General features: G+C 37.7%; 13 protein-coding genes. 9 read left to right on the forward strand and 4 right to left on the reverse strand.

The genetic code is table 11. The annotated features are described in order from the left end of the window. Window positions 1-151 precede the first annotated feature (151 nt). From AC2SLP_RS04110 to AC2SLP_RS04120, 3 genes are all read left to right on the forward strand, one after another. Entirely contained in the window at window positions 152-799 is a 648-nt protein-coding gene (locus AC2SLP_RS04110) for a DUF6231 family protein (protein WP_486535359.1), read from the forward strand. A 254-nt stretch (window positions 800-1,053) separates the two neighbouring features. After that, entirely contained in the window at window positions 1,054-1,566 is a 513-nt protein-coding gene (gene pal, locus AC2SLP_RS04115; protein WP_486535360.1) for a peptidoglycan-associated lipoprotein Pal, read from the forward strand. 166 nt (window positions 1,567-1,732) lie between these two features. Next, window positions 1,733-2,740, forward strand: a complete 1,008-nt coding sequence (locus AC2SLP_RS04120; protein ID WP_486535361.1) for a 4'-phosphopantetheinyl transferase family protein — start codon at window positions 1,733-1,735, stop codon at window positions 2,738-2,740. Window positions 2,741-2,922: 182 nt separating this feature from the next. Here AC2SLP_RS04120 and AC2SLP_RS04125 read toward each other — a convergent pair whose 3' ends face one another. Beyond that, the gene (locus AC2SLP_RS04125; protein ID WP_486535362.1) at window positions 2,923-3,789 is read right to left on the reverse strand and encodes a hypothetical protein; all 867 of its coding nucleotides are present in this window, start codon (window positions 3,787-3,789) and stop codon (window positions 2,923-2,925) included. A gap of 886 nt (window positions 3,790-4,675) precedes the next feature. Here AC2SLP_RS04125 and ahcY point away from each other — a divergent pair. The 6 genes from ahcY (at window position 4,676) to AC2SLP_RS04155 (ending at window position 15,470) form a co-directional block, all read left to right on the forward strand. After that, window positions 4,676-6,073: an adenosylhomocysteinase gene (ahcY, locus tag AC2SLP_RS04130; RefSeq protein WP_486535423.1), complete on the forward strand. Its 1,398-nt coding sequence runs from the start codon at window positions 4,676-4,678 to the stop codon at window positions 6,071-6,073. Window positions 6,074-6,297: 224 nt separating this feature from the next. Beyond that, the gene (locus AC2SLP_RS04135; RefSeq protein ID WP_486535363.1) at window positions 6,298-7,173 is read left to right on the forward strand and encodes a methylenetetrahydrofolate reductase; all 876 of its coding nucleotides are present in this window, start codon (window positions 6,298-6,300) and stop codon (window positions 7,171-7,173) included. Between the two features lie 4 nt (window positions 7,174-7,177). Then, the gene (locus AC2SLP_RS04140; protein WP_486535364.1) at window positions 7,178-8,284 is read left to right on the forward strand and encodes an RsmE family RNA methyltransferase; all 1,107 of its coding nucleotides are present in this window, start codon (window positions 7,178-7,180) and stop codon (window positions 8,282-8,284) included. 334 nt (window positions 8,285-8,618) lie between these two features. Continuing rightward, on the forward strand, window positions 8,619-10,412 hold the full coding sequence (locus tag AC2SLP_RS04145) for an acyl-CoA dehydrogenase C-terminal domain-containing protein (RefSeq protein WP_486535365.1): 1,794 nt from the start codon (window positions 8,619-8,621) through the stop codon (window positions 10,410-10,412). 263 nt (window positions 10,413-10,675) lie between these two features. Then, window positions 10,676-12,460, forward strand: coding sequence for an acyl-CoA dehydrogenase C-terminal domain-containing protein (locus tag AC2SLP_RS04150; RefSeq protein WP_486535366.1), 1,785 nt, complete (start codon window positions 10,676-10,678; stop codon window positions 12,458-12,460). 463 nt (window positions 12,461-12,923) lie between these two features. Further along, window positions 12,924-15,470 (forward strand): site-specific recombinase, encoded by a 2,547-nt coding sequence (locus AC2SLP_RS04155; RefSeq protein ID WP_486535367.1) that lies wholly within the window; start codon window positions 12,924-12,926, stop codon window positions 15,468-15,470. A 76-nt stretch (window positions 15,471-15,546) separates the two neighbouring features. On the opposite strand, the gene AC2SLP_RS04160 is transcribed toward AC2SLP_RS04155, so the two are convergent. From AC2SLP_RS04160 to pdxA, 3 genes are all read right to left on the reverse strand, one after another. Next, window positions 15,547-16,383, reverse strand: a complete 837-nt coding sequence (locus AC2SLP_RS04160; protein WP_486535368.1) for a symmetrical bis(5'-nucleosyl)-tetraphosphatase — start codon at window positions 16,381-16,383, stop codon at window positions 15,547-15,549. 104 nt (window positions 16,384-16,487) lie between these two features. Beyond that, a complete protein-coding gene (rsmA, locus tag AC2SLP_RS04165; RefSeq protein WP_486535424.1) occupies window positions 16,488-17,360 on the reverse strand; it encodes a 16S rRNA (adenine(1518)-N(6)/adenine(1519)-N(6))-dimethyltransferase RsmA in 873 nt (290 codons plus the stop codon). 80 nt (window positions 17,361-17,440) lie between these two features. Then, on the reverse strand, window positions 17,441-18,916 hold the full coding sequence (pdxA, locus tag AC2SLP_RS04170) for a 4-hydroxythreonine-4-phosphate dehydrogenase PdxA (RefSeq protein ID WP_486535369.1): 1,476 nt from the start codon (window positions 18,914-18,916) through the stop codon (window positions 17,441-17,443). Window positions 18,917-19,101: the final 185 nt, after the last annotated feature.

A 19,101-nucleotide genomic window follows, 5' to 3' on the forward strand; every position in this document is an offset into this window, starting at 1 on the left:
TTAAACAAAATTTTAAACCTCTAAAAGTCTTAACTCTTCAAAAAAGTCTCTAATTAAACAGTCTCTTATAACTTCTAACCTTCTTTAGTATAATCGAATGAAGTAGATGGATTTAAGTCGCTATTTTAAGAACAATTAATAAGTATAAATTATGACAATTAAAAATCACTCTGATCTAGATACAATATCTTTTATAACACAGCATATTCTCAGTGTTATTGACTATCTTGAGACTGATGAGCATCACTCCCTAAACGTAATACTCACGAGTACTAAAAGCTTAAACTCTGAGGTATCCACTATAATTTTTGACTTACGCCCTCAAATTAGTATGACCACGCTTTCAATAAATGAGTTCTTAGAAACACCTTTCAACTCAAGATTCGATTTAGGATGTTTTATTGAGCCAAGTGTGACTAATAATTCAGAATTTAATACTATATCGGACTACAATGGTCATCAAAAAAAGGAAAGCGGAGACCTTAGAAAATATGATAATCATACCGATACTTCAAAAACTCTGAATATCATTGCAATGCGCTTAAGGGATTTATTTGCGCATCAAAGTATTGTATTTACGCGCACTGAAGATGCCGTACCCTATCAAAACCAGTCCCAACAGAATTGTACAACTCTAAACAGCTTAGGATACACCTTATTAACATCTGATAATCAAACACAGGCTAATAACAACATACAATGTTGGCAGTTTAACTTATACGATTATAAACAGCGTCCAGATTGGCTAAATTCAAGATTTTGGGCTAATCCAGAAAATTATGATAAATACCGCTGGTAAAATCTGGTAATAGATTGATGAGTTAACATAATTCATTTATTTGACTGACTTTATGTCTATTATTTCTATAAGTTAAGGTCTCAAAACATGCAAGATTAATCATATTTACAGTAAGCCTACTTACACAAAATAACATCAGATATTATTTGTGCTATATTCTTATCCATAAGTCATGAATAATAATTAATGATTATTTAAGCCGGTATTAATTGATATATACATTAAATAAAGAACACATCATTGAGGATAGTAATATGAATACCATAACTAAATTAACGGGTTTAGCAATTATTTCAACAGCAATGGCATTTAGCTCAGGTTGTGCTAATAAACGCTCGACCTCTGAAGTCGTTGTAGCCCCTATGGGCGTACCGGGAAATGCAGTATATGGAACGGGTACGATAGTCACTAACCCAGCATCCATACAAGCAGCTGCGCAAAATGTAAGGGGTATCGTGTACTTTGCATTTGACAGCAATGCAATTACTAGTGAAGCTGCAAGCGTATTGAATGAACAAGTTGCATTTTTGCGTAATAATCCTAATGCTACCGTGTTAGTCGCGGGTCATACTGATGAGCGTGGTAGCCGCGAATATAACCATGCATTAGGTGAGCGCCGTGCAAATGCAGTACGTAATTATTTAGCTGGTCAAGGTATTAGCAATGCTCGTGTAGAGACGATTAGTTATGGTGAGGAACGTCCTGCTGTAGTTGGTAACGATGAAGCTGCATATGCTCAAAACCGCCGTGCAGAACTATCTTACTAAGAATAGTCTTAATAAGTTATAGACTGCAAACTGAGTACTATTCATATTAATTAATAAGCCCAGCTAGCACTGGGTTTATTAGTTTTATAAAGATATGAACAATTAACGTTTAATAATTTCAATTTTATACTAATAAATACTTAACTAACTCATAGACTGCTAATTTATGATAGCGAATAGTTTCTTCTTTAGTTTGAACTTGGCAGAACTTGCTAATCAGGGTAAAGATATTATTCAACCTACCTCAGCGCTAAGCCCATCTTTGTCAGCTTATGCAGCTAAGTCTCTATCGCCTATCTGGTTAGCCTTTGGTCAGATAGAAGATCTTAACAATACTGATGATATGAGTGCTGGTACTTGTATCGATAGTCCATCAATACAAGATCAGAAAAAAATCAATTCTTCAGATTCTAACTCCTATACTAAAATAAAAACAAATCAAAACTCTCGTCAAAAAATTGCGGTACGCCAATTACTTAATGATTTGAGTCATCACTATAAAAACGACATGAATTTATTTGCAACCACTCACACTTTACGTCAATTTTCAAATAATGGTGATGTAAACAACATTTCGTTAAATGACTCAATTTATCCTTACCTATTAACGCCTTACAACTACTATGTAAGTTTTTCACATTCTAAAAATTTTGCAGCATGCGTGGTCTATCACTCACCTATTGGTTTAGATATAGAATTATCAAATGTCTCTCTAAAAGTAGCGCATCGGTATTACCATCCATATGAATTAAAGTGGCTAAATACATTAGATACGCATCAATGCAAACTTGCGTTAAAGCTACTTTGGTCACTTAAAGAAGCTAGGATTAAACGATTGGGGAATGAGGACAATACAGTTGGTTTGTTTAAAGAGTTAAAGTATGACTTAAGTCTGCCTGCCAGCCATCTGCTAAAAATCTATTTCTCAAGCGATCCGTCTACGTTATTCGATACAACGTTATTCAATACATCATTATTTAAGACAACGCTATTAAATACAACGTTATTTAAGACAGCGGCATTTAATAATATCATTAGTAAAATAATTTATAAATATAACGGGCAGGATGTTAATGATAAAAAATACTATACTGCACCAGTTTATTATGCAGATGACCCATATAACTTTAGCTATATTTGGATACCAGATTGTCATTTAGTTATGGCGCTATAAATTCAGATTTTTACAAAGTCTAATCTACCATAATGACTATCTAAAAAGATTGTCAAACTCTATCACATTGTTTTATTTAACATTAATACTATATAGAACAGTATAAAAATAAAAAAAACGACTCAATTGAGTCGTTTTTTTAAATCATGCAACTAACAGATTACTATCAATAGTAATAAATCTTAGAAGCGTAGAGTAACACCTGCTTTAACGATTGGATACCAGAAATCATCTTTTTGAATTTCTTGTTTAGCAGCTTCATTAAAGTTTAAGGTAGAAACTTGACCAGCATCATTTACGCCAGTTACAGTTTCGCCGCCAGAAACTTTAGCATCAAGCTCACCCATGTACGCCGCACCTACTTCAAAGAAACCACCCCATCTTTTATTAATATTAGGACGGTAACCGATAGTCGCATAAGGCGCTAAAGTGTTCTTGTTTTCAGCTTTGATATTAACAGTTTCGTTACCAATGTTATATTCGTAGCCGTCGATAGAAACTGTAGCATCAGAACTATTAGACGTTAAAGTTGCTTTAACTTTGTTATCGGGAACCATTACACCACCAGCAATCGTAAAGTCGTTTGCGAATGGACGCATTTGAACGCCAATGTATGGGTTACTAAAATCAAAATCATAAGCGATGTTACCATCGTAACGACCATAGCCGTCACCAAAAGCTTTTGACCAGTTAATCCAATCATTACTGTCTAAATCTTGATCGCCGTCAAAATCCATACCTGACCAACCAGCTTGAAGCTCAGTAGTTTCATTTAAGCCCCATGCGATGTTAGCACCGTAGCCCATTGTACCAACTTCAGCACTAATAGCGGCTGGATTAGTTACGGTATTGAAAAGTGTCTTAGTAGTACCCGTTACCGCACCAGCAGTATTTCTAACAAGCCCAGCGTTACGGTCATACTGATAAGCAGGTTGAGTTTCTACAACTACCGCATTCGCATCAGTAACAACGACGGCATCCGTAGCTGCCATAGCTGCTGTTGATCCTAACACTGCTGCAGCCAAAGCTGATAATTTTAAAAGTTTCATAATATCTCCAAATTTCAAACTGTATTAGGCCAAAATTACGCAATTAAAAAAGCAATCCAGATAAAACCACCTGAACTGCTAATCCTTTAATTGCTCAATTAAGACATCCCGTATTAATGTATTACTATTAAACACTTTTTTACAATTTAAGTCATCCTCTCATAGTTGTTTTTTAATAGAGTTTCTGTAATTTTTACTTACAATTTGTAATCAGTTAAGATTAGATGAGCTGTTTTACAACTAAATATTGAATAGTTGAGTATAAAAACCAATTATTAAATCTAAATCGGTGATAATGATTTAAGAAGTGAGAAGATGACAATCGTACTTACTTCCATTACAATATGCAGCTACCGAGAGGTGTTGCGTCAGTATGTTTAGCACGATATATATTATATCACTTAAATACAGATTAGTTAAACGTTACTGTCAGGCTCGGTATATCGGTATGGACGCTATTTAAAAATTATTATGTTGCTGCTTAACTTATATCTATTATCTACTACTTCATTCATATAAGTTTGTTTGTTTTTAATTGACTAGCTCCAATAATAATTTTTATGTGCTAAACATTTTATGTATTTATAGCATCCGATAGTCTTAGTGTATACAAAGGTTTATAGGCTTTTGAACAAGTAGCGATAGAATATTAGCACTAACTAAAAGTAGTTTTAAAACTCAATAGTTATCATTTTATTGTATCCTTATTTAAATTTTATAAGGGTACAACCTACTATTAATGTTTTAAATGTATCGAACCTACTTTAGTTGTCTCTATTCTACTTTTTACTTTAATAATGTCTTAAACTTTTAACTAAACAATCAACGACACCTGCGTAAATTTAACCATAAATTTAATTCTATCTAGGAGTTCGAGATGGACGCAGTGTCTAACATCGATTCAAGTTTTACTGACTATAAAGTTGCCGACATCACACTTGCTGATTATGGCCGCCGTGAGATTTCACTTGCAGAAGCAGAAATGCCTGCTCTAATTGGACTTCGTAAGCGCTATAGCGACGAGCAGCCTTTAGCTGGTGCCAAAATTCTTGGTTGTATTCATATGACCATTCAAACCGCCGTACTTATCGAGACGCTTGTGGCGCTTGGTGCTGAAGTACGCTGGACTTCATGTAACATCTTCTCTACTCAAGATCACGCTGCGGCAGCCATGGCGGCTAGTGGTATTCCTGTGTTTGCTTGGAAAGGCGAAACTGAAGAGGAATATGAATGGTGTTTACGTCAGCAATTGCATGTTGGCGGTGAAGAAAGCAGTCAGCTTTGGGACGCTAATTTGATACTAGATGATGGGGGCGATTTAACCGCATTAATCCATAATGACTATCCACAAATGCTTGATAGCATTAACGGTATTTCTGAAGAAACGACTACAGGCGTGCACCGTTTGATTGATATGTTAAATAAAGGCACTTTAAAAGTTCCTGCTATTAATGTTAACGATGCGGTGACTAAGTCAAAAAATGATAATAAATATGGGTGCCGTCATAGCTTAAATGATGCGATTAAACGCGCAACAGATATGTTACTTGCAGGTCGCCGTGCATTGGTTATTGGCTATGGTGATGTGGGTAAAGGATCTGCACAAAGCTTACGTCAAGAAGGCATGATAGTACGTGTATCTGAAGTTGATCCAATCTGCGCCATGCAAGCATGTATGGATGGATACGAGCTGGTTTCACCTTATATTAATGGTACAAATAACAATACTGCTGAAAATATCAATACACGTTTATTACAAGATACAGACCTTATCGTTACGACAACGGGTAACTACCATGTATGCGACAAGCATATGTTAGCTGCTTTAAAATCAGGTGCTGTGGTTTGTAATATAGGCCATTTTGATACTGAAATCGATACCCAATTTATGCGTGATAATTGGAACTGGGTTGAAATCAAACCTCAAGTACATCAAGTTTACCGCTCTGATGATGACGGCGATTATTTAATCTTATTAGCAGAAGGTCGCCTTGTGAATCTTGGTAATGCGACTGGCCACCCTTCACGTGTCATGGACGGTTCATTTGCAAACCAAGTATTGGCACAGATGTATCTACATGAGCAAAAGTTCTCAGAGCTTCCAATAGATGACCGTAGCAATAATTTATATGTCCGTGTCTTACCTAAGAAGCTTGATGAAGAAGTAGCCGCTGCAATGGTCACAGGATTCAGTGGGGTTATGACCAAGCTTACCCCAGAACAAGCAGATTATTTGGGTGTGCCTGTTGAAGGCCCATTCAAACCTGAAGATTACAAGTATTAAACACTAGCCTATAATGCTTAGTTAGTATTAATAATTAAGAAATAAAGCCCTAATGAGAACCTTATAAAATTATTTAATATTTAGGTTCTTATGGGTATTATTCAGTAAGCTAAATTATCTATAGTTCTTTATATTATAAGGCGCTAATCAGTTAAATTATTGAAACTTTTATATTAATTTTTAGCAAACATTAGTGCCTTTTAACTCCTTACAAAGGACCACACATGAACAAACCTCAATTTTCTTTTGAGTTTTTTCCTACCAAGACTGATGACGGGGTGGCAAAGTTATGCCAAACGTTTGATACCTTAAATGAGCTATCTCCCTCATATTTTTCAGTAACCTATGGTGCAGGCGGAACTACCCGGGAGCGTACCTTAGGTATTGTAGAAGCGCTCCAAAAGCGTGCAAACACCCCTATTGCTCCGCATATCTCTTGTATCGGTGATGATAAGAATGAGATTGCCGAACTTTTAGATTTCTATAAATCCATAGATATAGATCGTGTTGTTGCGCTGCGTGGTGATTTGCCCTCAGGTCAAGTGGGTATGGGCGAGTTACCTTTCGCAGTCGATTTAGTCCGTTTTATTCGTGAGCATTCAGGTGATCACTTCAAGATAGAAGTAGCAGCTTACCCTGAGATGCATCCTCAAGCAAAAAGCTTTGATTTTGATATTCAGAATCTAATTAATAAGTTTGATGCTGGTGCAGATTCAGCTATCACACAGTTTTTTTACAATACAGAGAGTTATTTGTATCTCCGTGCTGAGCTTGAAAAGCGTGGAGTTGATACGGATAAGCACAAGCTAGTAGCTGGTATCATGCCTATTACAAATTCAAATAATTTGGTCCGTTTTGCTGATAGCTGTGGCGCTGATATACCCCGTTATATCCGCAAACAGTTAGCAGATTACGGTGATGATCGTAAAGCTATTCGAGAGTTCGGCTTTGAAGTTGTTCACCGTCTATGTGAGAATTTAATTTGTGAGGGTGTGCCTGCATTACATTTTTATAGCATGAATCGCATTGAGCCAAATAAACGTTTGGTAGGATCATTAGGTCTATCCCCTGTTCAACATGCTGTGCAAGAAGAGGGATAATCCCATGCGTCGTTTTTTTTATTCTTCAATTTCAAGTACGAACTTTGAGGATGTTTCTAAAAACGCTTCCCCGTCATTAAATAGCCTTAATATTGGCAGTTCTCTTATGCTACCTGAGAATGTATTTCATCATTGGTGCCGCGTATTGCGCGCCAAGATAGGTGATCAAAGTATCTTATTTGATGGTTTAGGCGGCGAGTCAACTGTACAGCTGGAGTCAATAGATAAGAAAAACGCAACCGTTAGGCTTTTATCTCATTCAACCATTGATAGAACGTCTGATTATCTAACAAATATAGCCATTGTCATGAGTCGCGGAGACAGAATGGACTATGCCATTCAAAAGTCGACTGAACTAGGCGCCACCTCAATCCAGCTTCTTACTAGCCAATATAGTGAAGTTAAACTAAAATCCTCTCAAGTTGATAAAAAGCTTAAACATTGGCAACTAGTTGCTTTATCCGCCTGCGAGCAGTGTGGGCTTAACTGCCCTACTTTAGTATTGTCACCAATATCCATAGTATCGTATTTAGAAGGTGATAGAGGTCAGGTACATGATTCTATTCAGTACTTGGTTGAAAGCGACTATTACAGCAATTACTTCAATCAATATGATTTATACCAAGGCTTAAATGATACAAGAGGTCAAACAAGCGGTCTTGGACCTGGTCGGTTAACTGATAAAGCTGATAATGTAAACAACCCTGAAATTTACAATGCAAGAAACCCGTCATTAAATTTAGTGCTGGCCGTACCTAATACTGAAGAAGACTGTAAAATTAAAGTGCATCAATATATTAGTGATATGATGTCATCAGGTGCTAAAGCTACATCTGATTCTAAATCGCTCACTACTTCTAACATTTCTTCTACCTCTAACACTTCACTCTCAACGACTTCCTCTACGTCAATGTATGTGACACCCCGCTTTAATATCCTTATCGGTGCCGAAGGCGGTCTATCTGATAAAGAGTATAAATTATCTCGTGAAAAGGGATATTTGCCTTGGCAACTGGGTAACCGTGTACTGCGCACAGAGACTGCCCCTGTGGCCGCTCTCTCAACATTAATGGCAATCTCAAAAATGTCATCTGTTCAATATTATACATAAGCGTCTTAAGCACTAATACTTCAAAAATCAGCATCATTTTTAATTTTTCAACAAAGTTTTTGTGACTTATAAGTCTAGCCAAAGGCTTGTAATATAATGGCTTAACATCTATCTTTTATGTCCTAATAGTTAAAATTATTTATAGAAATTAAACCCAGATATTAACTGTAGAAATTAATAACTGGAATTCGCCATGAAAGTTCATTATATAAATGACTTTTAATCGTAAGTGATTATTAATCTTTCTTTATCGTTTAATTTTTTCTCATCTTTTGCCCATCTTGAATCGTGATTCGCCCTATTCATTTGAATGAACCCAATAAAGGATATTAGTATGCAATACAAAGCCCCTATCAGAGACATGCAGTTCGTTTTACATGAGCTTTTAGACAGCACTTCTCACTATAAAAGCATGGCTGAGTATGAAGAAGTTGAAAGTGACATTGTCGATAGCTATCTTGAAGCAGCTGCAAGCTATGCCGAAAACGAATTGTCGCCGCTAAATCGTACCGGTGATGAAGAAGGTTGCCATTTTGATAATGGCGTGGTCACCACCCCGACTGGTTTTAAAGAAGCGTACCAACAGTACTGTGAATTAGGTTTTGCAGCACTATCCGCTGATGAAGAGTTTGGTGGTTTGGGTATGCCCTCTTCATTAGGCACGGTCGTTAATGAAATCATTGGTACGGCAAACTGGTCTTTTTCAATGTATCCACTTTTAGGTCATGGTGCTATTGCAACCCTTGAGCATCATGGTAGTGATGAGCAAAAGCAAACCTATCTTAATAAAATGGTTACAGGCGAGTGGTCGGGCACTATGTGCTTAACTGAGGCGCATGCCGGTTCTGATTTGGGTCTTATCCGTACTAAGGCTGTGCCAAACGATGATGGTACATATGCAATTACAGGTCAAAAAATATTTATCTCATCAGGTGAACATGATTTGACAGAGAACATTATTCATATTGTTCTTGCGCGTCTTCCAGATGCCCCTAAAGGTACTAAAGGTATCTCATTATTTATTGTGCCTAAAGTTAATATAAACGCTGATGGCAGCTTAGGTGAGCGCAATGGTGTTACTTGTGGCTCAATCGAGCATAAAATGGGTATTAAAGCATCTGCCACTTGTGTGATGAACTTTGACCAAGCAACAGGCTATCTCGTTGGTCCTGAAAATCGTGGTCTAAACTGTATGTTCACGTTTATGAACGTGGCCCGTATTGGTACGGCTGTGCAAGGTCTAACGGCATCTGAATTGGCATTTCAAGGTTCATTAGAATATGCTAAAGATCGTTTGGCTATGCGTTCATTAGCAGGCCCGCAAGAACCAGAAAAAGAAGCTGATCCTATTATTGTACATCCGCCTGTACGTAATATGTTATTGACTCAAAAAGCGTTTGCTGAAGGCGGCCGTGCTTTAATCTATTATTTATCTTTCTTTGCCGATACCGTAAATAAAGGTGAAGGCGAAGCACAACAGTACGCCGATCAAATGTTATCGTTACTCACACCTATTGCTAAAGCCTTCTTAACAGAAACAGGTTATGAAGCGGCTAACCATGGCGTACAGGTTTACGGTGGTCATGGCTTTATTCGTGAGTGGGGTATGGAGCAAAATGTTCGTGATACGCGTATTGCTTGCTTATATGAAGGCACTACTGAAATTCAATCCCTTGATTTGTTAGGTCGTAAAGTATTGGGCTCACAAGGTAAGCTGCTAGCTAACTTTACCAAAGTTATCCATAAATTCTGTAAAGAGCACGAAGGTGACGAGTCAATGAGTGAGTTTATCAAGCCACTTGCTGACTTAAACAAAGAGTGGGCAGATATTACTGCCAATATCGGTAAAGAAGCGATGCAAAACCCATTGGCAGTTGGCGCGGCATCTGTTGACTACATGTACTATAGCGGTTACGTCACTTTTGCTTATTTATGGGCACGTATGGCAGTGGTTGCTAAATCAGCGCTGACAGGTGATACCACTGAAACGGGTTTCTATGACGCTAAAGTGAAGACAGCACAATTCTTCTTTAGTAAGCTGTTGCCACGTACTCGTACACATGTAGCTCGTATCGCCACTGGAGTTGAGCCATACATGAGCATGGATGTAGACCAGTTCGCTTTCTAATTTAATTGTAACGAATAAACGCTACTTAGGCTAACAATCAAGTGCTACTATCGATGTGTAGCACTTGTCTTAAGTACTGAATTTAAGCAAAATATAATTTACCCCTTTGATTAACGACTGGTAATTATTTTTGGAGCGGCTACGCTTTACTTCTAGACGATTCAAAAATGATTGCCGGTCGTCATATCTTATTGATATGTGTAAGTTTAGTTAAGTAGATATTCACAAATAATCCCAAAATCATAAAGAATAAAAGGATCATTATGGCGATTTATAATCCCCCATTAGATGAAATGCGTTTTATGTTAAATGACGTATTTGATGTCGAGAAATTTTGGCAAGCCAATGAAAATTTAGCTCATGTTGATATGGATACCGTCAACATGGTGCTTGAAGAGATGGCTAAGCTGTCTAAAAACGTTTTATTACCTCTTAATCGTAGTGGTGATGAAGAAGGCGCAAAGTATGAAGGCGATGGTGTTGTCTCCACACCTGCAGGCTTTAAAGATGCGTTCAAACAGTATGCTGAAGCAGGCTGGATTGGTCTTGGCGGCGATCCTGAGTATGGCGGTCAAGGCTTTCCAAAAATGGTAACAATGCTTACCGAGGAGATGGTATTTACTGCAAACCAAGCGTTTGCTTTATATCCTAACCTTTCTGTCGGTGCTTCACTATGTTTACTAGCTGCTGCCAGTGATGAACAAAAAGAAACCTACCTTGAAAAAATTTATTCTGGCGAATGGTCAGGCACAATGTGTCTTACTGAGCCTCATGCGGGTACGGACTTGGGTATCATCAAAACCAAAGCCGTACCAAATGATGATGGTAGCTATGCCATCTCTGGTACTAAAATCTTTATTACTGCCGGTGAACACGACTTAACCGAGAACATCATTCATTTAGTATTGGCAAAAACACCCAATGCGCCAGAAGGCTCTAAAGGCATCTCACTATTTATCGTACCTAAGTTTTTAGTTAACGAAGACGGTAGCTTAGGCGCACGCAATACGTTATCTTGCGGTTCTATCGAACATAAAATGGGCATCAAAGGCTCAGCAACTTGTGTAATGAACTTCGACGACGCTAAAGGTTGGATGGTAGGTGCTGAAAACACCGGGTTATCATCGATGTTCGTAATGATGAACTACGAGCGCTTAACCATGGGTCTACAAGGTTTAGGTGGTACTGAGCTTGCTTATCAAAATGCCGCAGCCTATGCGTTAGAGCGTGGGCAAGGTCGTAGCGATACTCAAATTCAAAGCCCAGAGAAGCCTGCTGACAGCATTATTCATCATGCTGATGTGCGCCGTATGTTGTTAAATGCACGCGCTAATGCTGAAGCGTCACGTTGCTTTGCGATGTATGTTGCCAAACAGTTGGATGAATCTAAATTTAGTACCGATGCCGACAATGCTAAAGCTGCTGCGAGCCGTGTTGCGTTATTAACGCCAATTGCTAAAGCATTTTTGACTGACAAAGCATTAGAGGCCACCGTTGATGGTCAGCAAGTATTTGGCGGTCATGGTTATATTCGTGAATGGGGTATGGAGCAAATCGTTCGTGATACCCGTATTGCTCAAATTTACGAAGGTGCAAATGGCATTCAGGCTCTCGACTTATTAGGTCGTAAAATCGTTCGTAATAATGGTAAATACCTTGAGAATTTCTTAGGTGAGATTCGTGATTTCGTATCTACTATGAAAGCTGAACATAAGATTAAACAAGCGACATTAGACGCTGCTGATACGATCGAAGAGCTTACATCAACCGTTTTAACTAACTTATCGACTCGTAAAAGTGAAATCAATGGCTGCGCGGTGGATTACCTACATGCCATGGGCTATTTATGCTATTCATTCATGTTTGCCATGATGGTAGAAGCGGCACACGATAAAGAAGGCGAGTTTTATGCTGATAAATTAAAATTAGCTGACTATTATGTCGGGCGCATTTTACCACGCATACGTGCTCACGCTGACATGGTTAAAGCAGGTAGTGACCCCATTATGGCATTCGATCATTCTTATTTTGAAGAGAATGTCAGCTAGGTTATAGTTATATATTTATTTTCTTATTATTTAATTTAAAAAGACAACCAAGGGTTGTCTTTTTTGTTGAGCGTTGTTTTTTGTTGAGCGTTGTATTTCTATTAAGGATTTATTTAATGAAGGCTTATTGGTAAATTAATTAATAGTTTTATTAATTATATCTGATACATGCTCTCAGGAATTATACTACAAATTAGCTATAAACATTTCTCACTATTAGCGCGTAATATAGCATGATATTTGCATTAGTAAAGAACGGTCATAGATGATAAAAGCATGACTGTTTTATACACGGCAGGCTTTATACACGTAACTATTAACACAATGTTATAAGTAAAAAGTAATAAAACTTAAGATTAACTATATTTCAATAGCCGTTAAAAATATTTTAAACTTAACATCTCTAACCTTATAATCATAAAGTAAAAATTGATTTGACATTAATAATTCAGAGGATATTTTAGTGAGTGAGCTTGAGCGTATTTTAAATAAGATAACAGCGCTACAACATGTACCAGAGCCCTATGTTCTTAAACAGCTTATTGATCTGCTTAGGGTCAGTCATGATGATAAAAACGCTCAACAATCCGCGAATGTCAAAATTGATGAGCTTATCGATATATTAAAGTCCAACCCTGATTATGCGGTTGGTCTGACCACCTTTGTTCTCACTTTATTAAATACGCACTATAAAATGTCTCTATTTACCGACACGGGTATCTTAGGATACGGTTTTGTACATAATGTGATGCGGTTGGTTGGTCATCGCTTTCTACCGTTATTACCTGATGATGACAATATGATAGAGATTATAGACTACCTCTTCGATGATCGAGATGATGATCAATGGCTAGACTTAATTGACACCACATTGTGGGAGCAATTAATCAACATATTGTCTCAAGGCGATATTGACAGCGAATTGGTCGCTGAGGTAAAGAACAACCTTATTAACGCCATGGTCGTCTTGTCATATCGTATAAATGGGTTGGGATTGCATCAAGATTTAATGAAAGCCTACCCCGAGATGATTGATTATTCAGCTGCTTTTGTTGCTCAAAACCAAGAGACGCTCCTGTTTGCTAACGAATATCGTAACGAGCAAGGTTTAGAAGGTCGTCCCGAAAATAAAGGAGATGAGCCTGTCTCTACCGACCCCTTATTAGTGATGCTCGAACAGTGTGATAATACCGTATCCACTATTCGCAAGCGCATTTATAAAACTGGCATATCTATACGTTTGACCAATATGCTACTGCGGTTGGAGCAGAAAATTAACCGCCTAAGAGTATTGAGCGAATTATTGTCTAACGAACATCTAAATCGCGATAAGGCCATTGTTGAGCTTAGTCAGGTTCTTATTTTTAGTGCTAAACAGCGGTACAGCATACGTTATCTATTTCGCACCAATACGGAGCTGCTATCTCGTAAAGTCACTGAAAATTCAGGTCGCGTTGGCGAGCACTATATCAGTACTAATAAAGCGGGCTATAAAAAAATGTTTAAGAAGGCTGCTATTGGCGGTTTTGTTATCGCATTTATGGCAACGCTTAAAATACTAGCTTATAACTTAGATTTGGCTCCTATGGGCCGCGCATTTGTTTACAGTATGATTTATGGTCTGGGTTTTGTATTTATTCATATTATTCATGGAACCGTAGCTACCAAACAACCCGCTATGACAGCAGCTGCTATTGCTTCAACAATTTCTGACGGGTCGGGCAAGCGGACTCAACGACTCTCCAAACTATCAGAAATCATGGTTGATATTTTACGTACTCAATTTATAGCCATTATGGGTAATGTTTTGATAGCCATGCCATTGGCGTTGATTATCTCTTTTGCATGGGTGCAATTTACTGGCGATCCAATTATAAACTTCGATAAAGCAAAATATTTACTTGATGATTTAAACCCTATTACTTCCCTAGCTCTTTTTCATGCAGCTATTGCGGGCGTTTATTTATTTATGGCAGGTCTGATAGCAGGTTTTTATGACAACTTAGCTGTGTTTAATGATATTGGTGAACGGATAGGAAGACACAAACTATTACTAAAATTTATGTCTGTCAAAAAGACGGAGCGATTGGGCGCATTTGTTGAATCCAATTTGGGTGCAATAATGGGTAATTTTATGTTCGGTGTATTCTTAGGTAGTACCGCAACTATTGGGTTTATATTTGGTTTACCTCTTGATATACGCCATATTGCGTTTTCATCTGCTAATTTTGCACATGGTATCTTTAACATTCCAGCGGACTACTTTAGCATCACTTTGGTTCTTATCTCTTTATTAGGGGTTGCCTTAATCGGTATAATTAACTTGATGGTTAGCTTTTCATTAGCGTTAATGGTTGCTCTTCGATCAAAAGGCGTTGAGTTCTCTGAATGGAAAACTCTCGGTCATTTATTACTCAATCATATGGTTACCAATACCCGTGATTTCTTTTGGCCAAGACCTGAGCCTATGCAATATGCACATATCAATGAACAAGGTCAGATGATTTATGAAGATAATAATGACAGTAGCCATACTGCTAACTCGCCATCAAATGCTGTATCAGCAAATATACAATCAAAGTCAGCAGTTCGTCACTTATCCGAGATTCAAGTGTTACCAAAAGGTATGACCATTGATAAGGACAAAATAGATGAGATAAAACATAAGAAACAATTGCAGCAGAATCTAGCCAGCGCTGATGGGAAAGAAGTAAACCCTAAACCCGCTAAAAAGGTAATATTAACGAATGATATACCTGAAAATTTAATGCAAAATAAGATCCATAACGGGGCACAAGTTAGCGATAAACAAGCTACTGACAAACCTGATAGACAACTCAGCTCACCTCATAAAACGACGCGCATTGCTGAATTAACCTCTGTAGACAAACACAACAAGTTATCTTCAAACCAACAGACTTCTAAGGATAAAAACCTGTCCATTCAAGAACAGGGGGATAAAAAACACTCCTTACCAAAACCTAAAAAACCCCCTAATCTTCCAAATTAAGGGGTCCTTAAAGTTAAGAGGTCATCAAAGCTCAAAGGTCATCAAAGTTTGTAAGAATCCGATTTGCTAACGTTTATTAATTCTTGGGACAATTTTTTGAAGATGTAATGGTTTTGCCATCGCTCAATCTATAGGCAACTAAACAATTGCCCCACACACATCCGCCATCCAATGCTCGTGCATGAGGTAAGTCTATTTCAGCCTTTAATGCCGCCCAGTGACCAAATAATATCTGTCTTTTGCGCGGTACATCCCATTCAAACCAAGGTCTAAAGCTATCTGGCATCTCATCACTTAAGCTTGATTTAAAGTCAAATTCAAGTGAACCATCTGCTTTACATAAGCGCATTCTAGTGAAGTAATTGGTAATGGCTCTTATTCTACTGAATCCGTTTAGCTGCTCAGACCATTCATCAGGATACTTGCTATATAAATGCGGTAGCACCCTATCTAATTGATGTAAGCTACTTGAAAGCTGTACCTCTACCTCGCGCGCGTAGCGTTGGGCTTGACTAATGGTCCAGTGTGGTGGAATTCCGGCGTGTACCATGACAGTTCTGTCGTCGGGACATCTTAGCAAAGGTTGTTTGCGTAACCAGTGGAGCAGCTCGTCGCAATCTTCAGCTTCAAAAATAGGTTGGGTCTTGTCTTTATCTTTAAGGTTAATTATACCGCGCCATACTGCAATGAGTGTTATATCGTGATTACCAAGTACAATAGCAGCCGCATTCTGATCACATAGATTTTTTACATGTCTTAGTGTCGCAAGAGAATCATCTCCACGCGCAACAATATCTCCCACAAACCAGAGTTTGTCCTGTTTAGGATCAAAGTCTAATTTATCTAATAATTCAAGGTATGCAGCATAGCATCCTTGTAAATCGCCAATCACATATTCGGCACGACAACTCATAAAATCACTCAATTTTTACTATACTTAATTTTTTACTATTCTAAATTTATATTTAAAATTTTACTTTAAACTGTTCTACTGACCATAACTTTATGAAGTGGACACTATTGACGTTGGGTAACTAAATTTGACAGTTTTACAAATTGGTTCACGTCCAATGTCTCGGGACGTGCAGAGCTTGATATATCAATTGAAGCGAAATCTTCGTCTGTCAACTGAGGTAAAAATGATGACTGTTTAAAAATAGCACGTAGTGTTTTACGACGATGATTAAAGGTTTCGCGTACTACGATAGCAAAAGTCTGTTCATCTTCTGCTGTGACAGGTTTGACGCGATGGGGACGCAATCTAAATACGGCACTTGTTACCTTTGGAGGTGGGTTGAATGCCCCACGTGGTACTGTAAGCAGATATTCGGTTTCGCAGTGATACTGCATAATTATTGATAATCGGCCATATATCTTACTACCTACATCAGCCGTAATGCGTTCAACCACTTCTTTTTGCAGCATAAAGTGCATATCTTCAATAATGTCTGAATACTCAAGAAGTTTGAACAATAGCGGGGTTGATATATTATAAGGTAGATTGCCTACGATACGCAGTTTTTTGGGTGCATCATTGTTAGCATCGTATAAAGTCGCGTAATCAAAATCCATCGCATTCGCGGATATAATTTTAAAATTTTCATGGCTATTTGCGCCAATACGAATACGCAAACTACTCGCTAAATCTCGGTCCAGTTCAATAACCGTCATGGCATCAACTTGTTCTAACAGTGGTTCAGTTAAGGCGCCCATACCCGGTCCAATCTCAACTAAATTATCTTCTCTATTGAGATTAATTGAATCGACTATTTGACCGATAATGCTACTGTCGTGTAAAAAATTTTGACCGAAACGCTTTCTAGGCTGATGTTTGGCCATACGTTGTAATTTATTAGCAAGAGGATGTTTAGGTAAATTTGAATGCGTCATAAATATATAGCTGTTACCGATAATATTAGTTTGGTCTTTCATTCTAGCACAACTAGAGGTTGAATTATGATCCGTTGATTTCACAACATTTCTTGAGAGGACGCCATATTATCGGCCATAAAAAGCGCTTGCCATAGGCTACTACTACTGGCTTCTCCTTGACCAATAAGGTTACCGGCTAAGTCTAAAGCGGTACCATGATCTACAGAGGTTCTAATATAGGGTAGTCCTAAGGTTAGGTTCACTGTATCTCCAAATCCGTGCGACTTAAGAACAGGTAACCCTTGATCGTGATACATAGCAATCACCGCATCACAGTCCTCAAGATGTCTTGAAGTAAATACAGTGTCGGCTGGCATCGCTAAAGATATATTAACCCCCTGTTTTTGAAAGTCCTCAAGTACAGGGTTTATAATGGTTATCTCTTCTTCACCCAAGTGTCCGCCCTCACCTGCATGAGGATTTAATCCACAAACCAGTATTTTAGGATCAGATAAGCCAAATTTTGATTTAAGATCATTCAATACAATCTGAACAGTTTGTCTCACGTTCTTAGGCGTCACATAATCAACAACCTGTCTAAGGGGTAAATGTATTGTGACTAAGGCAACCTTCATCACATTATTCGCAAGCATCATCACCACTTTGTCACAGCCACTTTTTTGCATGAAATACTCCGTATGACCTGTGAACATCGTTCCATCATCAAGCGTGATTTCAGCATCAATAAGGTTCGACTTTTGCAGTGGTCCGGTCACAATACCGGCAACACCACCAGAATTAGCGAAGCGGCTAGCCAGTTCAAGCTGTTCAATAACCATATGGGCGTTATCTACCACTAATTTTCCAGGAATGACTGGCTCAGTGCATGGCACATCTATCAAATAAAATCCTTCATCATTGTGCATAGGATTTTCTTTAGTAACTTGGGTTAGATAACAGTTAATCTTAGTGCTTTCAATTTTAATGCTATTAGGATTAGTGCTATTAGGATTAGTGTTATCAGGCTTAGTGCTTTCAAGTATGCTGCTTTGATTGCTTTTTTTAATGCTGGTTTTATCAATACTATCTTTATCAATACTATCTTTATAAATACTGGTTTTGTTAATACTGTTTTCATCAATACTGCTATCTTCAATATGGCTATCTTCAATACTCGTTAATTCATTGATGTTACACAGTCGTATCCATTTAATAGTGCTAAGCTCGTTAGGCAAGGTTGTAGTTTGATTCTGCTTAGAATCCTTTGTGATGGCTTTATTAAATATAAGATTAGCACGCTCTATTAATGCTTGCTCATCAGCCAAAACGATAACTGGTCGATTTAGTTCACTAAGTTTACCTGATGCCGCAAGCTGTAAAATAATATCCATACCTATGCCGGCAGGTTCACCTGAGGTAACTATTAAAGGTAGCCTATACTGTTTTGTACTAAGCTTTGTTAAAGAATTAGAGTCATTCGAAAATGAATCGCTGATATTGTTATTGTTATTTATATTGTTATCTTTATCACTGCTATTTTTATGACAACTATTGTTAATATTGCTATTGTTCATATTGCTTTACTCGCATGGCTATCGTTAATTTTAATTTTGCTCATACATTTATAGGCTTATTAAATGCTAAATTCATCTTTTGTACACGGTCAATGTGGTAAACTTTACCTGCTACGATCTTCGATTCTTTATTCAATTTAACCCTATCTATTTAACTCGCGAATTCATTTAAACCTATTAATATT

It is taken from the genome of Psychrobacter sp. CX21 (assembly GCF_057396255.1).